The following is a 21,689-nucleotide window of genomic DNA, read 5'->3' as shown; positions in this document are numbered from 1 at the left end:
TTGCGGGGGACTTGCAGGAAACGCGCCAGCTCCATGAGCACCGTGCCTGCGGCGCCACAAGGCATGAAAAAAGGGCTGAATCCAGCCACGGACCCAGCCCTTTCCTTGAGCGGCGTCAAACAGTTGAGCGATTAGCCGAACATGGCGAACGCATCACCACTGGCGGGTAGATCGTAGACCTGACCGTCGGCAGTCTGGATATGCTCGATGTTGTTGAAGCCGGCATACCAACCCTCCAGTTTCACGCCATTATTCGGCACACCACTCGTGCCGTCGTTGGCGCTGTGCAGATAGGCATCGTTACCGATGCGGCTGACGCTCAACTGACTGGCATTGGCAATCGTGTTGAGGATCAGGGTGTCGTTCAGATCCCAGCCCTCATCCTGAATCGTCACCAGCCCGCTAGTGTTGACCACATAGGTGTCATCGCCCTGACCGCCATAGGCACTGCCGCCAGAGGTCGACTGGCCGGCAAGATTGAGGATCAACAGATCGTTGCCCTCGTCACCGAACAACAGATAGTTGCGTCCCGTGCCGGTGAGGATATCGCTGCCCTCACCGCCCCGGGCCTGACCGCCGACCATGGTGATGGTGTCGTTGCCTTCGTCACCGCTGGCGGAACTGGTCGTATCAAAGGCATCGCTGACGATGACGTCGTCACCCGCGCCTCCCGACAACCAGTCGCTGGCATAGCCTTGAGTATCGAGTCCGGAAGCCAGTCCGCCATAAATATGGTCGTTGCCGTCACCGCCGTAAATCATGTCAAAGCCAGCCCCACCCTCGAGAATGTTGTCGCCCGAGTCGCCATACAATTGATCGCCGAACTGGCTACCGCGCAACCCCTCAATATCGATGTAGGTGTCGTCAGTGGCGTCACCGCTGCGAGGTCCTCCCCAGTTGAGAGAAGCAGCCACCCCTTCCTTGCTGTCTGCGTAACTGACAATGTCGATGCCGGCACCGCCATTCAACACATCCCATCCCGCACCACCAGACAACACATCATTGCCGGCGCCCGAAATGATGATGTTGCTCTCATCATTACCGTAGCCAGTGAAGTCGCCGGTGCCGGTGTAGGTGAGGTTTTCAACGTACGCGCCCAGACGCACCTCCGACAGGTTGGTGTAGACCTGATCGATGCCGCCCGTGTAACCCTCGACTTCCTCGATGGTCACGCCGCTGCTATTGATCGTGTAGACGTCATCGCCCATGCCTCCGGCCAAGGTCAGGCCACCTGAGTTGGCCGTGAAATGGTCGGCGCCAGACGAGCCGATCACCTTCTCCACATTCACCAGCCTGGAGCCTGCGCCGACCTCAACAGTCACCGGATCGAACGAATGCTGATAACTCACAGTGTCATAGCCACCGGCACCGTCAATGATCATCGCCTGTTCGGCAGGTTGATTGAGGTAGATCAGATCATCGAAGCCTGAGCCCTCAATGGCTTCGATTCCGGTGAAAGTGTCGCCGTAGGCAATGGTCAGCCCGTCGAAGTTGGAGTCGTCATTGACCCTCACCCCCTCAAGACTGTCGCTGTAGCTGACCGTGTCGTAGCCATCACCGCCGACGAAGTGATCGGCGCCATCGCCGCCCCATAGCCAGTCGTTACCGGCACCACCGATAATCTCGTTGTCTGTGTCATTGCCGTAGGCGTGAACATCACCGGTGCCGGTGAAGGTCAGTTTTTCGACGAAGGCGTTCATCTTGATGCTGTTCAGGCTGGAACGCAGTTCGTCGTAACCACCGGAGTTCTCCTCGACAATGCTCACGTCGGCGCTGTTGACGATGTAGACATCGTCACCGTCGCTACCTTCCAGCGCCACACCGGCGACATCACTGGTGAAGGTATCGTTTTGCCAGGTGCCGATGACTTTTTCGACATTGAGCAGGGTATCGCGCTTGCCGGCGTTCCCCACTACCGTCGATGAGTCTGTGCCGATCTCGACACTCACACCCGAGGTCAGCATGCGATAGTCGGCGGTATCAAAACCCTCCCCGCCATCGAGCACATCCGAGCCAGTGCTGCCGTACAGATGATCGTCCGACTCCAATCCATAGAGTTGATCATTGCCATCAGTGCCCAACAGGGCATCCGCTTCACTCGTTCCATTCACCACTGTCATTTACGTCTTCCTTGCGTTGTTGAAACCGGATCAGCCGTGCGAGGGATCTGCCAATCTGCGTGGCAATCCTTGCCTGACGGACGAATAAACAAACACACGAAAAAGGCGATCCAGAGATCGCCTTTTTCTGTAAAGCCTTACGGGCAGATCAATCCGCCAGCCAGCCCTGCTCCCAGTAACGCAGGTTATCGCCGCGCAACACGTAGTCGCGCAGCACGACTTCACGCAACTCGTCGCCCATGCGGTAGCTGGCGTCCGGATCGGCCAGATGCATGCGGATTGCCTGCAGCCATTCTTGCGTGGTGTTGGTCTTGACTCGCGTGCACGGCAGGTAGCCGCGGTAGGCCTCAGTGTCGGTGCAGATCACCGGGTAACCGCAGGCACCGTACTCCAGCAGACGCAGGTTACTTTTGCAGTCGTTGAAAATATGGAATTCCAGCGGCGCCAAAGCAAGATCCAGATTGAGGCTGGCCAGTTTTGCCGGGTAGGCGTCGAGGCCGATCACGCCGTGGAACTCATGCATGTAAGGACGCAGATCGTCCGGGCACATGCCGAAAAACACCCAGTCGACTTCATCCGCCAATTCGCGCACGACATCTGCGATCACCGCCAGGTCACCATGGTGACTGGTGCCGCCACCCCAGCCGACGCGCGGTTTTTTCGAGGTCCGGCGCTGGCCGCGCAGGTTGCTCCAGAATTCTTTGGCCAACATGTTCGGCACCACGCGGATGTCTTGATGCATGTCCGACAAGGCATTGGCCAATGGCTGAGTCGAGACCACGACACGATCGCACATGCCGATCGCACGGCGAACAATGCGCTCCATTTCATACTTGTCCGGCATATTGCGAATATGCGCATTGCGATGCGGAACATCGATGACGTAATCGTCGAGCTCATAGATGCTGCGGGCGTTGAAGTAGTTGCACAGCACCGGCATTTCGTTGACCGATGACACGGTATAACGACCTTGCAGAACGATCACATCAGGCGCCAGACGCTCGATTTCAACAATCGGCGGCAGGTTTACGCTATAGCGAATCTGCCCCTGCACCCGGCCTGCCGCTTCGAGTTCGATCAGCGGTTGAGTGACACGATAGTGCCCGATCGCGGAAGCGTTGAGCGGCAACCCGAGAATCTTCGGCAGGGTGCTATTGCTGAACGGACTCCACCCGGTGCGCAGGCCCGGCTCGAGGGTGAAGCTCGAACCCGTGTGCTTGTGCAACGACAGATTGGGATTGTAGGCAGGGTCGCGGGCAATGACCGGCATCCAGCGCTTGAAGAACGTTTCTTCCTGCTGATTGTGCGAGACGCCTTCTTCATTGATGACCGCCTCGACCGGCTGCGCGCCAAGCGCCAGCACCGCATAAGGCGTCCACACCACGAGATACCCCTGGCCGGCCACGCGTAGCGCCAGGTCCACTTCATGCAGCATGCGCGGCAGACTCTGCTCATCCAGACCGTCAACCGCATCGAATACCGACTTGCGCACCATCAGGCAATCGGCACCGACGGCACTGAGGTCCTGAACCACCTGCAGGCGGAACATGTAGCCGGATGACTGCATCGCCTGACCATAAAACGGCAGACCGGCCGGCCCCTGCATACCCAGCACCAGACCTGCATGCAACACATAGCCATCGGGATTGAAGATCTTGGCACCGACGATGCCGACTTCCGGGCGCTGGGCGTGATTGAGCAACTCGTCGAGCCAGTCACCCTGAGTGATCACGGTGTAGGGATTGAGCAGCAGGACGTATTCGCCCCTCGCCTGAGCCACGGCAAAGTTGCGCAATGCGGCGACGTTACCCTGCTGCGGGTAGGTCAGCACGCGCACGCGCTCGCTGCCCAGTTGCGCCATGCCGTCCAGCCAGGCACGTGCCTCGGCAGTCTCGCTGGCGTTGTCGACCAGCAACAACTCGTACTCGCTGTACGTGGTTTTTTCCAGCAGGCTCTCGACGCAGCGCTGCAAGGCCGCAATCTGGTCGCGAGTCGAAATAATGATCGAGACCAACGGCCGCTGCGCATGCCGGTAATCGACCCGATTGAGCAACTCGACACTGCCACGACGCAGATCGTGGGCGATTCCCAGGCGATCAAGATGCGCCGACAGCAATCGTTCGTTGTTGTGCGTCACGGCGGGCAGCGACAACCATTGGGCCAGGTCGAAGGACGATTCGATGGCAATTTCGGCCAGATGCCCCACCACCTGCGTACCTTGATCCTCAACCATACGCCAGAGCATGTCGTGGGGCGCGAGCTCGGTGAACGTCGAATCAAAGCCGCCGAGCGCCAGAAAGGTCTCGCGCTGGAACGCCAGCGCGCGGCCGACATACGGATAGGTGCGCATCAGATCCAGGTTGAAATCAGGCTTGAATGCCGGCTCCGCCGACTCCCCCGAACGCAAGCTGCCCTCATCGCTGTACAGGCAGTGCAAGGCGCTGTTGAAGGCGATGCGTTCGGCCATCATCAGCAACGCCGGGGCCACCAGACGATCACCGCCGCGCAGCAGATAAAACCAGTCAGCGCCTTCCAGCTGCGGCAGCAGCTGATTGATCTGTTGCAGGTAATCGTCCTGCAACGGCAAATGGAACACACGCCCATCCAGTACCGGCTCAGTGCAATCCCTGGACAGTACCAGTGTCAACTCGGGTGGATAGACCTGCGCGGCGAGGCTTTCCAGCGTACGTTCCAGCGCCGCCGGACTGCCCTGCTCATCCATCACGATGGGCACGATTCGCGGCGTGGACGGCCAGCCCGCCAGAGTGTCCGGCAGCAATCTGCTCTGGACGTCGCTGAGCCTGCGGCACGCCAGCCATTGCGCATAGAGCTCGGAAAAACTCTGGCTGTCAGCGCCAACCTGCCAGATCTGGGCGCTCTGTTTGGTACCGAGCGTTCGGCTCAGCGGCAGCTCTGTCCAGACCCGGGGCGACTCATCCGCGTTGGGCAATGGCACATAACGCGCCCACCCTTTCGCAGGCGCCGACTCTCCGCTGCGCGCCTTGAGCATTTGCAGCAGCCATTGCCGCTCGACGAGCAAAGCATCCTTCATGGCTTGCTGGCCACTCAGGCGATCCGGGTACAGACGCTCGACACTCAACACATGATTGGAGATCACCGCGTTGCCGCGTCGCAGCAAACACACGAACAAGGCGAAATCGAGGCTCGCGACAAAACAGTGACCCGGCTGTGTCAGCGCCGGCAGTAACTCGACAACGTCAGCGCGACGGAACATTGCGTTACTGAAACCACCGAGGAGGTTCGACGGGAACGTCTCGAAGAGGGCCAGCAGGTCATCACCCTTGAACAAGCCACTGATCGGTGACAGGGGTGTGTTTTCCAGCCGTGAAGGCAGGACCATGTCGTCGGCGTCCCAGAACAGACGCTGGGCCAGCACCAGATTGACTTCGTCATGATGAGCGAGCACGTCGGCCTGACGCTCGATGCAGCTGGCGAACAGCTGATCGTCGTCGCACAGAAACTTGATGAATTCGCCCTGCGCCTGATCCAGGCAGGCCTGCAGATTGCCAACCATCCCCAAGGTCTGCGGATTGCGCACGTAACGCACCGCCACCCCGCTCTGCTCAGCCAATGCCGCGACAATGGTCTGGATTTCATCGCCACGACTGTCATCGCACACAATGATTTCAAGATTGCCGTAACCCTGACTGACGGCGCTGCGCAATGCCCGCTCGAAGAAGCGCGGATTGAAGGCAGGAATGACAAGGCTGACAAGGGGAAGTGAATTCACGGCGGACTCGCAAGCGGCGGGAACCCGCCCGGAATTGCGAGCCCTCTGAAACCGCGAAAAAAGACATTAAAAACTCAAGAGCCGAAGTTCCGGGCGCTTGCGCGCCCGTTATCGTCAGATCTTGTTGAACAGACCCAGCTGGCTGATCTTGCTGAACGCCAATTGCGCAGCCTGCAACATGGTCTGCTGCAAGGTCAGGCGGGTCATGACTTCGGCCGGATCGGAATCGCGGATCGAACCCTGCGTCGTGGTGTTAGCGGTGCTCAGGCTGTCGTTGGTGACAGCTTGCATATCCAGCGACTGACCACGGGCACCGATCGAAGTGACCGCGGTGCCAATCTGGTTGGCCGCGGCGTCGATGTTGCCGATACCGGCTTCCATGGCGCCCTGCAGCTTTTGCTTGGCGACCGGATCGCCATCGATCGGTGTGTTCAGCGCGGTAATCATCTGACCGAGGGTGTCGAGCACGTTCTGGGTCTGATGGTCATTCGGCTGGATCGAAAACTGATCGCCGGCTGCCGGGGTGTTACCCAAGGCAAACGTCACACCGGCTGCGGTCGCGTTACCGCCCGCCACAGTGCCCGAAGACACCGGCTTGCTGTCCGCAGTGACCGGCGCCGCGTACAGGTCGAACGCCGTGGCGCTGGTGAATTTGAGAACCGCGCCGCCCTGCGGGAATGCTGCGGTGTAGGCAGCCTGGTCGGTGATGCTGGAACCGCTGATCACCGCCGTCGAAGTGTTGCCCGGGCTACGCGAGGTGGTGAACGTGTCCGGGGTCACTGCCAGCTGAAAACTGTGCCCGGCAATGACTGCGTCCGGGTTGGTGTCTCCGGCCTTCAGGTTGAGGTTCAGCTGCATGTCGACGCCACGGAAGCTGAAGCTCTGGTTGGCGCCACTGGTGTTGCTGATCACGCCGTTCTTGCTGGCCTCAGCGGTCACGTCGTTACCCAGGGCGTCAGTGATCTGCATCTGCGTGCTGCTGACGAAACTCACGGTATACGGCTGCCCAGCGGTGAACTTGGCGTTGTAGGTGGCTTCAGTGCCGATCGTACCGTTGGACAGCACGACACGACCGTCATCCACCGCCGGAGCGGTGCGGGTGACGTTGGTGCGGGCAGTGTTGATGGTTTGCTGGAAAGCATCCCAACCGGTGGTGTTGGTACCAACCGACAGGCCATCGCCGATGCCCAGGTTGATGGTGGTCTGGTCACCGTTGTAGGTATAAGTGCCGTCGCTGTTTTGCGAATACGGGGCAGTGCTGGTTTTCGAACCGGAGAACAGGTAGTTGCCGTCGGCATCCTTGGAGTTCATCAGGCCCAGCACTTGCTTCTGGATCTCGCCCAGTTCCGAGGCGAAAGCCTGGCGGTCCTTGTCGGTGATCGTGCCGTTGTTGGCCGCCAGAGAAATTTCCTTGGCGCGTGCCAGCGCCGTGGTGATGGAGTCCAGCGTGGACTCCTGCACGGTCAATGCACTTTTGGTGGTGTTGACGTTGGTCTTGTACTGATCAAGCATCGCCGCCTGCTGACCCAGTTGCAGCAGACGACCGGCGCCGACCGGATCGTCGGAAGCGGTGTTGATGCGCGTCAGGCTGCTCGCCTCACTGGCGGTGGCAACGGCCTTGTTGAAGTTACGCTGATAGTCCGAAGCTTGCGTTCCGTAATACTGGGCGGTGGAAATGCGCATGAATTACGACTCCTTAAAGGCTGTTGATCAGCGTGGCGAAAGTTTCCTGCGCAGCTTTGATGATCTGCGAAGACGCTGTGTAGTACTGCTGGTATTTGACCAGGTTGCCGGTCTCTTCATCCAGGTTGACCCCGGACAACGAGTCGCGGGCACCTTTGGCGTTATCGAGAATCGCCGAGGTCGCAGCGCTGTCGGACTTGCCTTGAGCAGTCTTGGTACCGACGTTGGTGACCAGCTTGTTATAGGCGTCGGTCAGGCTGATGCCCTTGCTCGCCGAACCGGTATCGACAGTCTGCTTGGTTTGCAGGCCGACCAGTGCCTGCGCGTTGCGGTTGTCCGAAGACGCCGCACCGGTGAGATTCATGGTGAAGGTTTCGCCGGACTTCGGCGTGCCGCCGACCGTGGTCTGCACGGTGAAAGTCTTCTGCACGTTGGGCGTGACAGAGGTGTCCATCACCGGGTTGCCACTGGCATCGACGATGCCGACTTTGAGGTTCAGTGTGTTCGCCTGGCCGGGAACGATGGTGCCGCTGCTGATGGTGGCACCCTTGGTATCCACCAGTTTGTACGACTGGCTGCCCCCACTGGCATCACCGAACACCAGTTTGACTGGCGTCGAATTCTTCAGCGCCGCCTGCATGTCTGCCTGGGCGGTCGGGTTGTAGATATTGATGGAGTCGCTGAGCGTCGGCTGAGTGTAAGTACCCAGGCCGGCAGCACTGGCAACACCGGTCAATGGACCGGCCGCCGCGATTTTCTTCGGATCGCTGAGAACAGTCTGGATGCTTGCCGCCGCGTTGCGGGTCGGCGTCACCTTGAAGCTGTCACCGGCGCTCAACCCACCGCCATTGAGCGACAGGCTAAAGCCGTCGATCACCGGAGGTGGCGTGGTCGTGGTGCTGAACGCGCCCAGATCGGTGCCGTCGGAACGCTTGACGGTGTAGTCGGTGGCGCTGGTGAACGTGACCTGATAATCGCTGGTGGTCAGCTTGCCGGTATCCTTGATGGTAACGTCAAGGTTGCCCGAACCTGTGCTGTTGCCCGACGCCGCGATGCTGCGCTGGCTGACCAGTGCAGCACTGTTGATGTTGTTGAACAGCGCCGCGCCGAAGTCACCGTTCTTGTCGATGCCTTGTGCTTGCTGGCTGTTGATCTGATCAGCCACCACCAGTGCAACACGACCCAGCTCGTTGAGCGAAGGGTCGAGAACTTCCTTGCGATACGTCAGCAGACCGCCCATTTCGCCACCACTCATCACCGAAGTGATGTCGAGGGTGCTCGAGCCGCGATCCATCTGAATGCCCATGCGCGACGGATCGTCTTTGAGCGGCACGGTGCTCAAGGTGTTGGTAGTGTTGCCGATCACCAGCGGCTGACCGCTGCCGACGTAGATGTCGAAGCTGGTGCCGCGCTCGACGACCTGCGCACCGGTCAGCTCGGACAATTGGCGTACGGCTTCGTTACGGCTGTCGAGCAGGTCGTTCGGCGCGCCGCCGCTGGTGGAAATCTCACCGATCTTCTGGTTCAGAGTGGCAATCGAGCTGGCCAGCTTGTTCACCTGAGCCGCCATGTCGCCGAGGCTGCCGTTGATGCTGGTGTTCTGGTCGTTGAGCTGCTTGGCGAGGGTATTGAAGCGATTGGTCAGGGCCTGCGCGCCAGTCAGCACCGACTGACGGGAGGTGTCGTCGGTCGCCGAGGTCGAAACACCCTGCATCGAGGTGAAGAATTTTTGCAGCACGCCGGTCAGGCCGGTGTTGGTGTCCGACAGCATCGAATCCAGCGGTGTGGCCTGGGCCAGAAACGAGGCCGACTCGCTGTCGAGCGAAGTCGCCGTGTGCAACTGGCTTTCCAGGTACGAGTTGTAGACCCGGCGCACGTCGGCCAGGGTGGTGCCCGTGCCGATGAAGACGTTACCGAACTGCTGCGAGGACTTGGTGCCCTGCACGGTTTGCTGACGCGAATAACCGGCGGTGTCGACGTTGGCAATGTTGTTGCCTGTCGTAGCCAAAGAGGACTGGCTGGCCGACAGTCCCGACATCCCGATATTGAGCAAACTCATGGTTCAGACCTTATACCTTGTGCCTTATAAAGGCGTGGTGGATACACCCGCCGCAGCGTAGTTTTGGAAACTGTTCATCTGCTTGGCTATCTGCGAAATCTTTGTCGCGTAGTTCGGGTCGGTGGCGTAACCGGCCTTTTGCAACTCGCGTACAAACTGTTCTGGGTTATCGGCAGACTTCACGACATCTTGATAGCGATTATTGCTCTGCAGCAAAGTCACCAGATCGTGGAAACTGTCCTTGTACGAGGCGTAGGAACGGAACTCGGCCGTCTCCTTGACCATCTGCCCGTCACGGAACTCGCTGGTGATCGCCCGGGCCGAATCGCCCTTCCAGTTGCTGCTTGCCTTGATGCCGAACAGGTTGTGGCTGCTACTGCCATCCTGGGCGCGCATGACCGACTTGCCCCAGCCGGTTTCCAGTGCCGCCTGCGCCACCAGGTAACGCGGATCGACGCCGATACGGTCGGCGGCTTCCTTGGCCATCGGCAACATGGTGTTGACGAATTCGTCGGCAGAACTGAAGGCCTTCTTCGCCGGCGCCAGCGGAATTTGCGCCATGGCGCGGCCATAAATCTGCATCTGTCCGCCGCCAGCTTTTTCGCTTTCGGCGCGGGCCAGCCAGTCGCCGTTGTACAACGGCCCAGAGCCGGTGGCGACAGCGCTCGTGGCGCGCGGCAACAAGGTATTCGGCGCAGGCGTGGCGTTCGTCGCGGCCGACGGCACCAGACCGGCGAGCAGACGATCAGCCAGTTTCGGCGGCAAGGCCAGGCGACGCTTGTTGATCATCGCCATGTCATTGCTGTGGGAAACATCGGCGGTGTTCGACACCCGCCCGGAACGCGATGCCCACAGCGGACGTTCGCCATTGACCCGCGACAACGGACCGTTGGTGGCGGTGGTGCCGGCGGCAATCGGCGTGGCCACGGCAGCGGCTTTCGCCCTGGCTTCTTCTTGCTTGGCGGCGGACGCAGCGGCGGCTTCACCCGGGGCCATCGGTTTGTTCTTCGACATCTGGCGCATCAGCACGTCAGCGAGGCCGATACCACCGCCCTCGCGGGCCATGGAAACGGCCATTTGCTGGTCAGCCATTTCCTGATATTGCTTGGCCGCCGGAGTGTTGAGCGGATTATCCTGACCCAGGGTCTCGGTCGCCGAACGCATCGACTTGAGCATTTCGCCGATGAACAACGACTCGAATTCCTGCGCAACCTTGCGCATGTTGCCGTCGCTGTTCTTGTCGCCGACCTTGAGCTGATTCAGGCGATTGAGGTCGGAGTACGAACCCGAATCGGCGTTGCTGACCAGACTGCCTTTACGCATATCCATGATTGCCGTCCTCAGATCACGATCAGGTCGGCTTGCAACGCGCCGGCCTGCTTCAGAGCTTCGAGGATCGCCATCAAGTCACCTGGCGCCGCGCCGACCTGGTTCACCGCACGCACGATCTCGTCAAGGGTGGTGCCCGGACCGAATTTGAACATCGGCTTGGCTTCCTGTTCGGCATTGACGCGCGAGCGAGGCACCACAGCCGTCTGGCCATTGGACAACGGGCCCGGCTGGCTGACAATCGGGTCTTCAGTGATGGTCACGGTGAGGCTGCCGTGGGTCACGGCGGCCGGCGAAACCTTGACGTTCTGGCCGATGACGATGGTACCGGTACGCGAGTTGATGATGACTTTCGCCACCGCCTGACCCGGATCGACTTCAAGGTTTTCGAGGATCGACAGATAGTCGACGCGCTGGCTTGGATCGAGCGGCGCGGTGACACGGATCGAACCGCCGTCGATCGCTTGGGCGACGCCAGGGCCGAGCATGTCGTTGATCTTGTCGACGATGCGCTTGGCGGTGGTGAAGTCGGAGCGGTTGAGGTTCAGCGTCAGGCTGTTGCCCTGGTTGAAACCGCTCGGCACCGAACGCTCCACCGACGCACCGCCAGGGATGCGACCGGCCGACGGAACGTTGACGGTGATCTTCGAACCGTCGCGACCTTCGGCATCGAAACCGCCAACCACCAGGTTGCCCTGAGCGATGGCGTAGACGTTGCCGTCGATACCCTTGAGCGGGGTCAGCAACAAGGTGCCGCCGCGCAGGCTCTTGGAGTTACCGATCGAGGAGACAGTGATATCGACCTGCTGGCCCGGTTTGGCAAACGCCGGCAAGTCGGCACTGATCGACACCGCTGCGACGTTCTTCAACTGCACGTTGCCCGAGCCCGGCGGCACTTTGATGCCGAACTGCGAGAGCATGTTGTTGAAGGTCTGCAGGGTGAACGGGGTTTGCGTGGTCTGGTCACCGGTACCGTTAAGCCCGACGACCAGGCCGTAACCGATCAACTGGTTGGAACGCACGCCGGAAATGCTGGCGATGTCTTTCAGCCGCTCGGCGTGTGCACCAAAGGCTGCGGACATCAGCGCCGCAGCGAGCATGAGGCTCTTGAAGTTCAACGTAGCCACCTAGAAAGGGAACAGCGGGCTGAGGAAGAAACGGTCGAACCAGCCTGGCTGACTCGTATCGGCAAACGCACCGGTACCGGAATAGGTGATGCGCGCATCGGCAACCCGGGTCGACGACACGGTGTTGTCGGTGGCGATGTCATCGGCGCGCACCAGGCCGGCGATGCGAACCAGTTCGTCACCGGTGTTCAGCGTTAGCCACTTCTCGCCGCGCACGGCGATGATGCCGTTGGGCAGCACGTCAGCGACGGTCACGGTGATCGAACCGGTCAGGCTGTTGCTCTGCCCCGACTTGGCGTCGCCCTTGGTCGAACGGTCGGCGCTGTAGCCGGCGTTCAGGCTCAGGTCGTTGCTGCCGATCGGGTTGTTCGTTGTCAGACTGGAACCGAACAACGACGTCAGGCCGATCTTGTTGTCGCTGTTCTTGTCCATCTGCGAGTTGGCGTTCTTGCTCGCCTGGGTGCGCTCGTTCAGGGTGATGGTGATGATGTCACCGACCCGGAAGGCCTTGCGGTCGCTGTACAGGTTCTGCTCGAACCCGGCCTGATAGATCGAGCCATTGTTGGCGGCAGCCGGCAACGGCGTGCGCGGCAACACCGGTGCGTAGTAAGGGTCATTGGGCTTGGGCGTCGGTGCGACGCAGCCCGCGAGCGAGACGACCCCACCCAATGCCAGAACAGATACAAAGCGTTTCATGACCCTACCTCACGGTGTTGCAGGCAGCCTCATGGCTGCCTCATAGACTTGATTACAGATTCTGCGTTACGAACGAGAGCATCTGGTCGGCGGTGGAGATCACCTTGGAGTTCATCTCGTAAGCGCGCTGAGTGGTGATCATGTTGACCATCTCTTCAACGGTGCTGACGTTGGAACCTTCCAGGGTGTTCTGCAGCGTGGTGCCGAAACCGTTCAGGCCCGGCGTGCCGATTTGCGGCGCGCCGGAAGCGGCGGTTTCCAGGAACAGGTTGTTGCCGACCGCTTGCAGACCGGCCGGGTTGATGAAGTCGGCGGTTTGCAGGTTGCCGATCACCTGCGCGGCAGGGTTGCCCGGAACCGTGATGGACACGGTGCCGTCAGTGCCGACGGTGAAGCTCTGCGCGTTGTTCGGAATGACGATCGCAGGCTCCAGCGCGAAACCGCTGGCGTTGACGATCTGGCCATTGGAGTCGAGGTGGAAGGTACCGTCGCGGGTGTAAGACGTGGTGCCGTCCGGCTGCAGGATCTGGAAGAAACCGCGACCGTCGATGGCCATGTCCAGCGGCTGCTCGGTGGTTTGCAAGCTGCCGGCGGTGAAGTTTTTCTGCGTGCCGACAATGCGCACACCGGTACCCAGTTGCAGACCCGACGGCAATTCGCTGTCCTGGGTCGACTGAGCACCTGGCTGACGCTTGATCTGATACAGCAGGTCCTGGAACTCGGCGCGGTCACGTTTGAAGCCCGTGGTCGACACGTTCGCCAGGTTGTTGGAAATGGTGGTCAGGTTGGTGTCCTGGGCGGACAGACCGGTTTTGGCAACCCATAGAGCCGGAAGCATTCAATTCTCCTCGTGCGCCTGTTTTACGGCGCGACGTTCTGATAATTAGCTGATCTGCAAGACCCGAGCCATGGCCTGGTCGTCGTCTTTGGCGGTGTTCATCATCTTGATGTGCAACTCGAACTGCTTGGCCAGCGCCAGCACCGAGGTCATTTCTTCCACGGCGTTGACGTTGCTCGACTCGAGGAATCCCGACACCAGTTTGACGTTGGCATCGGCCGGCGCAGGCTGGCCGTCCTTGGTGTAAATCGAGCCGTCGAGGCCCTTGTTCATGTTCTTGATGTCCGGATTGACCAGTTTGATCCGGTCGACTTCCGCCATGACGCGCGGGCCTTCGCCCATCGCACGAATGCTGATGGTGCCGTCTTCGCCGACTTCGACCTGCTGCTCGGGTGGCACGGCAATCGGTCCGCCATTGCCCATCACGGCCATGCCGTTACCGGCGCGCAATACGCCGAGGGCATCGATATTGAGGCTGCCGGTGCGCACGTAGCTTTCACCGCCATTGGGGTTCTGTACGGCAATGAAGCCGTTGCCGGTTACGGCGACGTCGAGGTCACGCCCGGTTTCCACCAGGGAGCCCGGAGAGAAATCAGTGGCCGGACGCTCGCTCATGGCAAACGCACGCGCCGGAAAGCTGTCACCAAACACCGGCATCGAACGGGCCTGTTCCAGGTCCTTCTGAAAACCGTTGGTGGAGATGTTCGCCAGGTTGTTGGCATGCGCCTTTTGCGCCAGTGCGTTCTGGCTGGCGCCGGTCATTGCCACATAAAGGTACTTGTCCACACTCTTTCCTCTGCATGCCGGACGTTTGCCGCCCACCGCTGTACTGCTGAGCCATAAGCAATTTGCAGACCAACTTTTTTCTGGCGGCGCGAGACCCGGTAAACAAAGGACTTGAGGGATAACGAAGGGGAATTTGAAATGTATCGAAGTCGAAAAACCGGCGGTGTTATGCCGCTTGGCGGCAATCCCCTCGAATGATCGTTCCCACGCTCCGCGTGGGAATGCCTCAATGGACGCTCTGCGTCCGCTTTGGGACGCAGGGCGTCCCGGGCTGCATTCCCACGCAGAGCGTGGGAACGATCACGTGCTGCCCGGATCTTTGCCGACTTCGTATTCACGCAGCTTGTTGGCAATGGTGGTGTGTGAAACCCCCAGCCGCTTGCCCAACTGTCGACTGCTCGGATGCTCGGAATACAAGCGCTCCAGCACCGCTTTCTCGAAACGCCCGACAATCTCGTCCAGCCCGCCCTCCAGCGAGAAATCGCCAAGCGGCTGACGCACACCGTAATCCGGCAGACGAATGTGCTCGGCCTTCACCGTGCCGCCATCACACAGCGAAACCGCCTGGAACAACACGTTTTCCAGTTGCCGCACGTTGCCCGGCCAGTGGTAATGACTGAGCCGGTCCATCGCCGCCGGCGCCAGTTTCGGCAGCGAACATCCGATCTGCCGACTGGCCTGATCGAGGAAGTGCTCGACCAGCGGCGTCAAACCGTCGAGGCATTCGCGCAGCGGTGGAATGTGCAGGGACAGCACGTTCAAGCGGTGATACAAATCCTGGCGAAACTCGCCGCGTGCACACAGCTCGGACAAATCCACCTGGGTCGCGCAGATCACCCGCACATCCAGATAAACCTCTTCATCACTGCCGACTCGACGGAAGCAACCGTCCTGCAGAAAGCGCAGTAATTTCACCTGCAAACGCGGGCTCATTTCACCGACACCATCCAGGAACAACGTGCCGCCGGCGGTCAACTCCAGCAGCCCGAGCTTGCCTTCCGCACGCGCACCTTCAAAGGCGCCGGGGCCGTAGCCGAACAGTTCGGTTTCAGCCATTGATTCCGGCAGCCCTGCGCAATTGAGCGCCATCAAGGGCGATTGCCCGCGCGGGCTGGCGAGGTGACAGGCCCGCGCCAGCAATTCCTTGCCGGTGCCGGTTTCCCCTTCTATCAATAGCGGTGCGTCGAGCGGCGCCATTCGACGCGCTTCACGCACGACGGCGGCCATGACTTTCGAGCTCTGGAAAATACTGTCGAAGCCGCGCAACTCCTGCTTGCGCACGTTGTAGATGCGCTCACCGACGCGATCCGCGCGGTGCAGGGTCAGCACGGCGCCGGCCATGGCCTCACTGTCGTCGTGCTCCGATTGCAGTGGCGCGATGTCGGCGAGAAAGATGTCGCCCCGGACCTTGACGCGCATGCCGTTGATCCGCGACTTGTTGGCGCGCACCAGTTCCGGCAAATCGAAATCTTCGGCGTAGCGCGACAGCGGGATCCCGGGCACTTCATCGACCCGCACGCCGAGCAACTGCGCCGCCGCACGGTTGGCCGCGACGATCGAGCCGCCCATGTCGATCGACAACACAGGAAACTCCAGCGCGCCGAGCAAGGCGTTCAGCTCCATGTGCCGACGTTCGCTCGGCATCAGCCCTACCCGCTTGACGCCGAACACCCCGGCAATCGCCTCGAACTTCGGCCGCAGAGCCTGGAACTGAATGTTGATCAGGTTCGGGCAGTGCAGATAGATCGCATTGCCGTGCTCGCCACCGACCTCGCCGCGCGCGACGTTGATCCCGTATTCCACAAGCAGATTGAGGATGTCGCGCAGGATGCCGATGCGGTTCTGGCAGTGGACTTTGATGCGCATATAAATCGCCCGAATAAACGATGAAGAACCTTGTAGGAGTGAGCCTGCTCGCGATGGTTTTGGGTCAGTTGATATTGATGCTGACTGATACCCCGCTATCGCGAGCAGGCTCACTCCTACAGGAGAACGGCGCCGGACTTTTCTGTGGCGGCGCGCAGATAATTGTCAAGATTATGTGACAGTCGCTGGCCTTTTCAAACCTGCGAATCACCGTAAATGCGCGATAACGCCTAAAGCGTAACGAATAATTTACGAAATCCACCGATTTTTCCTACGCGAGCGCGTAACCACCTACTGCATACCACCCCACTCTCAGGTAATTCTGAATCCATCGCTGGACATAACAAGAACGAATTCCCCTAGCAGGAGAGCAGTATGAAGCAGACGCAATACGTGGCCCGCGAGCCCGATGCGCAAGGTTTTATCGACTACCCCGCCGAAGAACACGCGGTGTGGAACACGCTGATCACCCGCCAGTTGAAAGTGATCGAAGGGCGTGCCTGCCAGGAGTACCTGGACGGTATCGAAAAACTCGGTCTGCCCCACGACCGCATTCCGCAACTCGGCGAGATCAACAAGGTGCTCGGCGAGACCACCGGTTGGCAGGTCGCCCGTGTCCCGGCGCTGATTCCGTTCCAGACATTTTTTGAATTGCTCGCCAGCAAGCAGTTTCCCGTCGCGACTTTTATCCGTACCCGCGAGGAACTGGATTACCTGCAAGAGCCGGACATTTTCCACGAGATCTTTGGCCACTGCCCGCTGCTGACCAACCCGTGGTTCGCCGAATTCACCCACACCTACGGCAAGCTCGGCCTGCAGGCGACCAAAGAAGAACGCGTCTATCTGGCGCGCCTGTACTGGATGACCATCGAGTTCGGCCTGGTCGACACCCCGCAAGGCAAACGCATCTATGGTGGCGGCATTCTGTCTTCGCCAAAAGAAACCGTTTATTCGCTGTCGGACGAGCCTGAGCATCAAGTCTTCGACCCGCTCGAAGCGATGCGCACGCCATACCGCATCGACATCCTGCAACCGCTGTACTTTGTCCTGCCGAACCTCAAGCGCCTGTTCGACGTGGCTCATGAAGACATTATGGCCATGGTCAGACAAGGCATGCAGCTGGGTCTGCACGCGCCGAAATTTCCGCCCAAGCCGAAAGCGGCCTGAGCAGAACCCGCTCGCGACTTGCGTGCAAAGATAGTAATTTCCAACAAGAATCGAATTCAGGAACAGACCATGTCCACATTGAACCAAGCCCACTGCGAAGCCTGCCGCGCCGATGCGCCACAAGTCAGCGACGAAGAACTGCCGATCCTGATCAAGCAGATCCCTGACTGGAACATCGAAGTTCGCGACAGCATCATGCAGCTGGAGAAAGTTTTCCTGTTTAAGAACTTCAAGCACGCACTGGCGTTCACCAACGCCGTCGGCGAAATCTCCGAGGCCGAAGGTCATCATCCGGGCCTGCTGACCGAGTGGGGCAAAGTCACCGTGACCTGGTGGAGCCACTCGATCAAAGGCCTGCACCGCAACGACTTCATCATGGCCGCGCGCACTGACGAAGTGGCCAAGACCGCAGAAGGACGCAAGTAATGCACTTCGACGCCATCGGCCGGGTCCCCGGCGACCCGATCCTCGGTTTGATGGAGGCGTATGCGCAGGACAGCAACCCGCGCAAATTCGACCTGGGCGTTGGCGTCTACAAGGATGCCCAAGGCCTGACGCCGATCCCTGAGGCGGTGAAAATCGCCGAAGCGCGCCTGGTCGAAAGCCAGGACACCAAGACTTACATCGGCGGCCACGGCAACCCGCTATTCGGTAAAGTCATCAACGAGCTGGTGCTGGGTGGCGACTCGAAGCTGATTGCCGAACAACGTGCTGGCGCCACGCAGACCCCGGGCGGCACCGGTGCCCTGCGTCTGGCCGCTGACTTCATCGCCCAGTGCCTGCCGGGCAAAGGCGTATGGCTGAGCAACCCGACCTGGCCGATCCACGAAACCATCTTCGCCGCAGCCGGGGTCAAGGTCAGCCACTACCCATACGTGGGCAGTGACAACCGTCTCGACGTCGAAGCCATGCTCGCCGTGCTCAATGAAGTGCCCAAAGGCGATGTGGTGCTGCTGCACGCGTGCTGCCACAACCCGACCGGCTTTGACTTGAGTCACGACGACTGGCAGCGCGTGCTCGATGTGGTGCGCCGGCGCAACCTGCTGCCGCTGATTGACTTTGCCTACCAGGGTTTTGGCGATGGTCTGGAACAGGATGCGTGGTCGACCCGGTTGTTCGCCGCCGAAGTTCCCGAGCTGCTGATCACCAGCTCCTGCTCGAAGAACTTCGGCCTGTATCGCGACCGCACCGGGGCACTGATCGTCTGCGCGAAAAGCGCCGACAAGCTCATCGACATCCGCAGCCAACTGGCCAACATCGCCCGTAACCTGTGGTCGACGCCACCGGATCACGGTGCTGCTGTAGTCGCGACCATCCTCGCCGACCCGGAGCTGAAAGCGCGCTGGGCCGATGAAGTGGAAGCCATGCGTTTGCGCATTGCGCAACTGCGCAGCGGCCTGGTCGAAGCGCTGGAGCCTCACGGTTTGCGTGAGCGTTTTGCGCACATTGGCGTGCAGCGCGGCATGTTCTCCTACACCGGCCTGTCGCCGGAGCAAGTCAAACAACTGCGCGAGCATCACAGCGTGTACATGGTCAGCTCGGGCCGGGCGAACGTCGCCGGTATCGATGCCACCCGCCTTGCGCTGCTGGCTCAGGCTATCGCTGACGTCAGCCAATAACACCGCAATAACCTGTAGGAGCTGCCGAAGGCTGCGATCTTTTGATCTTGTTTCTAAAGCAGGATCAAAAGATCGCAGCCTCCGGCAGCTCCTACAGTTGATCGTTCCCACGCTCCGCGTGGGAATGCAGCCCGGGACGCTCTGCGTCCCAACAGCGGACGCAGAGCGTCCATTGAGGCATTCCCACGCAGAGCGTTGGAGCGATCAATCTCTCCTCTGGGCCTCCCCTGCGGCCATCTGTCGCATTATTTTGAATTAAAAGTCTGATTGTCATTTTTCCTGCTGTATCCTGCGCAGGCTTTCCAAAAGCGCGGATCGACCAGATCTATCAACAGACTTAGCGAGGAGCGCAACCATGCACGAGATTCCTAATCTCCCCTTCCCAAGCCTGCACGTACCTGAGCAGACGACCACGCAACAAGCCGGCGCGGGGCAGCCCGAGCCGAAAGAAGCCGTTGAGAGCCGTCCGGCCGACAACGAAGAGTAAGACCCGTCGTACAGACCGTGTGGAAAGCGCTAACATGCGCTTTCCACACTGCCTGAAACTTCGAGCCCGCCATGACCGACGAATTCTCTGAAAGCCAAGCCGCCGTACTGATCGGCGCCACCGAGAAAATGATCGACATCTGGAACCGGCTCTCTCCCGAGAAACAAGCCGCCCTGCTCGCTCGATTTGGCAGCGAAGAAAATGCCCTGGCGGCGCTGGTCACCACGCAACTGGTTGCCCCGGCCAAGTCCTGAAGCGACCACCGGGTAAATAGTTTTACTTTTCCCGCCCCAGAGTGCTCCGCGCCGGTATCATAAGCAGCCTATCTAATCTGCCGTTCCCGTGGATCGTTACCCATGTCGTCCTCTATGTCCGAGCCCCAGCGCCCCCTGGCGGTTACGCTGCAAGTCGTTTCCATCGTCCTCTTCACCTTTATCGGTTACCTGAACATCGGCATTCCGCTGGCGGTGCTGCCCGGCTATGTCCACAGCGATCTCGGTTTCGGCGCGGTGATCGCCGGCCTGGTGATCAGCGTGCAATACCTCGCCACCCTGCTCAGCCGCCCGTATGCCGGCAAGATCATCGACAACCAGGGCAGCAAACGCGCCGTGATGATTGGCCTCGCCGGTTGTGGTTTGAGCGGCGTGTTCATGCTGATTTCGGCGTGGACACCGAACCTGCCGACACTCAGCCTGATCAGCCTGTTGATCGGTCGACTGGTATTGGGCAGCGCCGAAAGCCTGGTGGGCTCAGGCTCGATTGGCTGGGGCATTGGCCGCGTGGGCGCGGCAAACACGGCCAAGGTGATTTCCTGGAACGGCATCGCCAGTTACGGCGCACTGGCGGTCGGCGCGCCGTTCGGCGTGTGGCTGGTCGGCCAGTTGGGTTTGTGGAGCATGGGCGTCAGCATCATCTTGCTCGCCGCGCTGGGGCTGCTGTTGGCCTGGCCGAAAACACCGGCACCGATTGTCGCCGGCGAGCGCCTGCCGTTCATGCATGTGCTCGGCAAAGTGTTTCCCCACGGGTGCGGCCTCGCGCTGGGCTCGATCGGTTTCGGCACCATCGCCACGTTCATCACCCTGTATTACGCGACGCAGCATTGGGAAAACGCGGTGCTGTGCCTGAGCCTGTTCGGCGCCAGCTTCATTGGCGCGCGCCTGCTGTTTGGCAACTTGATCAATCGCCTCGGTGGCTTCCGCGTGGCGATTGCCTGCCTGTCAGTGGAAACCCTCGGCCTGCTGCTGTTGTGGCTGGCGCCGGACGCGCACTGGGCATTGGCCGGTGCGGCGTTAAGTGGTTTCGGCTTCTCGCTGGTGTTCCCGGCGCTGGGCGTGGAGGCGGTGAACCTGGTACCGGCATCCAGCCGTGGCGCGGCGGTCGGCGCTTATTCACTGTTCATCGATTTGTCGCTGGGGATCACCGGCCCACTGGCCGGGGCGATTGCCGCAGGATTCGGCTTTGCCTCGATCTTCCTCTTCGCCGCCCTCGCCGCGTTGAGCGGACTGGCGTTAAGCGTGTATCTGTACAAGCACACCACCAAGTATCGCGAGGACTAGAAATCCACCTTGCCGCGCCCGGCCTTGATGCTGCCGCGCTTGGTCTTCGATTCAAGCCGACGCTTCTTGGAGCCGAGGGTCGGTTTGGTCGGGCGACGTTTCTTTTCGACTTTGGTGGCGATGAGGATCAGCTCGACCAGTCGTTCCAGCGCATCGGCGCGGTTGGCCTCCTGCGTACGATATTGCTGCGCTTTGATGATCAACACGCCGTCGCTGGTGATGCGACTGTCGCGCAGCGCCAGCAGCCGTTCCTTGTAGAACTCGGGCAAGGACGAGGCCGGGATGTCGAAGCGCAGGTGCATGGCGCTGGAGACCTTGTTGACGTTCTGCCCGCCGGCGCCTTGCGCGCGGATGGCGGTCAATTCGATCTCGGCATCCGGCAGATGCACATTGTTGGAAATCACCAGCATGGAGAAGCGTCCGTATTCAGAGCGTGCAGGATACCGCGAAACCGATGCGAGGCCTGACGAAGATCCCCTGTAGGAGTGAGCCTGCTCGCGATAGCGGTGTATCAGTAGACGAATTTGTACCTGACACACTGCTATCGCGAGCAGGCTCACTCCTACAGGGGTTTTGTGTGAATCCTGAAAATGACAAACCCGGCA

17 protein-coding genes are annotated in these 21,689 nt (G+C 60.3%); 6 read left to right on the top strand and 11 right to left on the bottom strand.

Translation table 11 applies throughout. From position 1 onward, the window contains the following. Positions 1-131: 131 nt before the first annotated feature. The 10 genes from ACIPIZ_RS09125 to ACIPIZ_RS09080 all read right to left on the bottom strand — a co-directional run bounded on the left by ACIPIZ_RS09125 (position 132) and on the right by ACIPIZ_RS09080 (position 16,255). Positions 132-2,120 (bottom strand): calcium-binding protein, encoded by a 1,989-nt coding sequence (locus tag ACIPIZ_RS09125; RefSeq protein ID WP_122661545.1) that lies wholly within the window; start codon positions 2,118-2,120, stop codon positions 132-134. A 148-nt stretch (positions 2,121-2,268) separates the two neighbouring features. After that, the gene (locus tag ACIPIZ_RS09120; RefSeq protein ID WP_401165039.1) at positions 2,269-5,871 is read right to left on the bottom strand and encodes a glycosyltransferase; all 3,603 of its coding nucleotides are present in this window, start codon (positions 5,869-5,871) and stop codon (positions 2,269-2,271) included. Between the two features lie 114 nt (positions 5,872-5,985). Next, positions 5,986-7,554, bottom strand: a complete 1,569-nt coding sequence (locus ACIPIZ_RS09115; RefSeq protein WP_064390834.1) for a flagellar hook-associated protein 3 — start codon at positions 7,552-7,554, stop codon at positions 5,986-5,988. 13 nt (positions 7,555-7,567) lie between these two features. Next, positions 7,568-9,613, bottom strand: a complete 2,046-nt coding sequence (flgK, locus tag ACIPIZ_RS09110; protein ID WP_064390833.1) for a flagellar hook-associated protein FlgK — start codon at positions 9,611-9,613, stop codon at positions 7,568-7,570. 24 nt (positions 9,614-9,637) lie between these two features. Beyond that, positions 9,638-10,942, bottom strand: a complete 1,305-nt coding sequence (flgJ, locus tag ACIPIZ_RS09105) for a flagellar assembly peptidoglycan hydrolase FlgJ (protein WP_122855467.1) — start codon at positions 10,940-10,942, stop codon at positions 9,638-9,640. Between the two features lie 11 nt (positions 10,943-10,953). Further along, entirely contained in the window at positions 10,954-12,042 is a 1,089-nt protein-coding gene (locus tag ACIPIZ_RS09100; RefSeq protein WP_161806659.1) for a flagellar basal body P-ring protein FlgI, read from the bottom strand. Positions 12,043-12,069: 27 nt separating this feature from the next. Then, complete coding sequence (gene flgH / locus ACIPIZ_RS09095) at positions 12,070-12,765, bottom strand: flagellar basal body L-ring protein FlgH (protein ID WP_064390830.1); 696 nt, start codon at positions 12,763-12,765, stop codon at positions 12,070-12,072. A gap of 52 nt (positions 12,766-12,817) precedes the next feature. Continuing rightward, on the bottom strand, positions 12,818-13,603 hold the full coding sequence (gene flgG, locus ACIPIZ_RS09090) for a flagellar basal-body rod protein FlgG (RefSeq protein WP_003222804.1): 786 nt from the start codon (positions 13,601-13,603) through the stop codon (positions 12,818-12,820). A gap of 45 nt (positions 13,604-13,648) precedes the next feature. Beyond that, positions 13,649-14,389: a flagellar basal body rod protein FlgF gene (locus ACIPIZ_RS09085; protein ID WP_064390829.1), complete on the bottom strand. Its 741-nt coding sequence runs from the start codon at positions 14,387-14,389 to the stop codon at positions 13,649-13,651. Between the two features lie 300 nt (positions 14,390-14,689). Continuing rightward, positions 14,690-16,255: a sigma-54-dependent transcriptional regulator gene (locus ACIPIZ_RS09080; protein WP_064390828.1), complete on the bottom strand. Its 1,566-nt coding sequence runs from the start codon at positions 16,253-16,255 to the stop codon at positions 14,690-14,692. 375 nt (positions 16,256-16,630) lie between these two features. Here ACIPIZ_RS09080 and phhA point away from each other — a divergent pair, with 375 nt between their 5' ends. The 6 genes from phhA (at position 16,631) to ACIPIZ_RS09050 (ending at position 21,084) form a co-directional block, all read left to right on the top strand. After that, complete coding sequence (gene phhA, locus ACIPIZ_RS09075; protein ID WP_064390827.1) at positions 16,631-17,422, top strand: phenylalanine 4-monooxygenase; 792 nt, start codon at positions 16,631-16,633, stop codon at positions 17,420-17,422. A gap of 69 nt (positions 17,423-17,491) precedes the next feature. After that, positions 17,492-17,848 (top strand): 4a-hydroxytetrahydrobiopterin dehydratase, encoded by a 357-nt coding sequence (locus ACIPIZ_RS09070; RefSeq protein WP_003222798.1) that lies wholly within the window; start codon positions 17,492-17,494, stop codon positions 17,846-17,848. Then, the gene (locus ACIPIZ_RS09065; protein WP_401165033.1) at positions 17,848-19,041 is read left to right on the top strand and encodes an amino acid aminotransferase; all 1,194 of its coding nucleotides are present in this window, start codon (positions 17,848-17,850) and stop codon (positions 19,039-19,041) included. Before ACIPIZ_RS09070 ends, ACIPIZ_RS09065 begins: the two co-directional genes overlap by 1 nt. A 355-nt stretch (positions 19,042-19,396) precedes the next feature. Beyond that, a complete protein-coding gene (locus ACIPIZ_RS09060) occupies positions 19,397-19,528 on the top strand; it encodes a hypothetical protein (protein WP_016987951.1) in 132 nt (43 codons plus the stop codon). A gap of 71 nt (positions 19,529-19,599) precedes the next feature. After that, complete coding sequence (locus ACIPIZ_RS09055; RefSeq protein ID WP_038364048.1) at positions 19,600-19,782, top strand: hypothetical protein; 183 nt, start codon at positions 19,600-19,602, stop codon at positions 19,780-19,782. 114 nt (positions 19,783-19,896) lie between these two features. Then, positions 19,897-21,084, top strand: coding sequence for an MFS transporter (locus tag ACIPIZ_RS09050; RefSeq protein WP_177330960.1), 1,188 nt, complete (start codon positions 19,897-19,899; stop codon positions 21,082-21,084). On the opposite strand, the gene arfB is transcribed toward ACIPIZ_RS09050, so the two are convergent. Further along, complete coding sequence (gene arfB / locus ACIPIZ_RS09045; RefSeq protein ID WP_401165030.1) at positions 21,081-21,494, bottom strand: alternative ribosome rescue aminoacyl-tRNA hydrolase ArfB; 414 nt, start codon at positions 21,492-21,494, stop codon at positions 21,081-21,083. The genes ACIPIZ_RS09050 and arfB overlap by 4 nt on opposite strands. Between the last annotated feature and the right edge of the window lie 195 nt (positions 21,495-21,689).

It is taken from the genome of Pseudomonas sp. NPDC087690 (genome assembly GCF_044743175.1).
Lineage (GTDB): Bacteria > Pseudomonadota > Gammaproteobacteria > Pseudomonadales > Pseudomonadaceae > Aquipseudomonas.
Note: the sequence above shows the minus strand (reverse complement) of the source record. Positions and strands in the feature narration are given on the sequence as shown.

Excerpts from the sequence above, each read along its gene's own strand:
- flgJ (WP_122855467.1), bottom strand. The coding sequence starts at position 10,942 with ATGGATATGCGTAAAGGCAGTCTGGTCAGCAACGCCGATTCGGGTTCG.
- ACIPIZ_RS09050 (WP_177330960.1), top strand. The coding sequence starts at position 19,897 with ATGTCCGAGCCCCAGCGCCCCCTGGCGGTTACGCTGCAAGTCGTTTCC.
- ACIPIZ_RS09055 (WP_038364048.1), top strand. The coding sequence starts at position 19,600 with ATGACCGACGAATTCTCTGAAAGCCAAGCCGCCGTACTGATCGGCGCC.
- ACIPIZ_RS09125 (WP_122661545.1), bottom strand. The coding sequence starts at position 2,120 with ATGACAGTGGTGAATGGAACGAGTGAAGCGGATGCCCTGTTGGGCACT.
- ACIPIZ_RS09100 (WP_161806659.1), bottom strand. The coding sequence starts at position 12,042 with ATGCTCGCTGCGGCGCTGATGTCCGCAGCCTTTGGTGCACACGCCGAG.
- ACIPIZ_RS09065 (WP_401165033.1), top strand. The coding sequence starts at position 17,848 with ATGCACTTCGACGCCATCGGCCGGGTCCCCGGCGACCCGATCCTCGGT.
- flgK (WP_064390833.1), bottom strand. The coding sequence starts at position 9,613 with ATGAGTTTGCTCAATATCGGGATGTCGGGACTGTCGGCCAGCCAGTCC.
- flgH (WP_064390830.1), bottom strand. The coding sequence starts at position 12,765 with ATGAAACGCTTTGTATCTGTTCTGGCATTGGGTGGGGTCGTCTCGCTC.
- ACIPIZ_RS09115 (WP_064390834.1), bottom strand. The coding sequence starts at position 7,554 with ATGCGCATTTCCACCGCCCAGTATTACGGAACGCAAGCTTCGGACTAT.
- phhA (WP_064390827.1), top strand. The coding sequence starts at position 16,631 with ATGAAGCAGACGCAATACGTGGCCCGCGAGCCCGATGCGCAAGGTTTT.
- ACIPIZ_RS09060 (WP_016987951.1), top strand. The coding sequence starts at position 19,397 with ATGCACGAGATTCCTAATCTCCCCTTCCCAAGCCTGCACGTACCTGAG.
- arfB (WP_401165030.1), bottom strand. The coding sequence starts at position 21,494 with ATGCTGGTGATTTCCAACAATGTGCATCTGCCGGATGCCGAGATCGAA.
- flgG (WP_003222804.1), bottom strand. The coding sequence starts at position 13,603 with ATGCTTCCGGCTCTATGGGTTGCCAAAACCGGTCTGTCCGCCCAGGAC.
- ACIPIZ_RS09080 (WP_064390828.1), bottom strand. The coding sequence starts at position 16,255 with ATGCGCATCAAAGTCCACTGCCAGAACCGCATCGGCATCCTGCGCGAC.
- ACIPIZ_RS09070 (WP_003222798.1), top strand. The coding sequence starts at position 17,492 with ATGTCCACATTGAACCAAGCCCACTGCGAAGCCTGCCGCGCCGATGCG.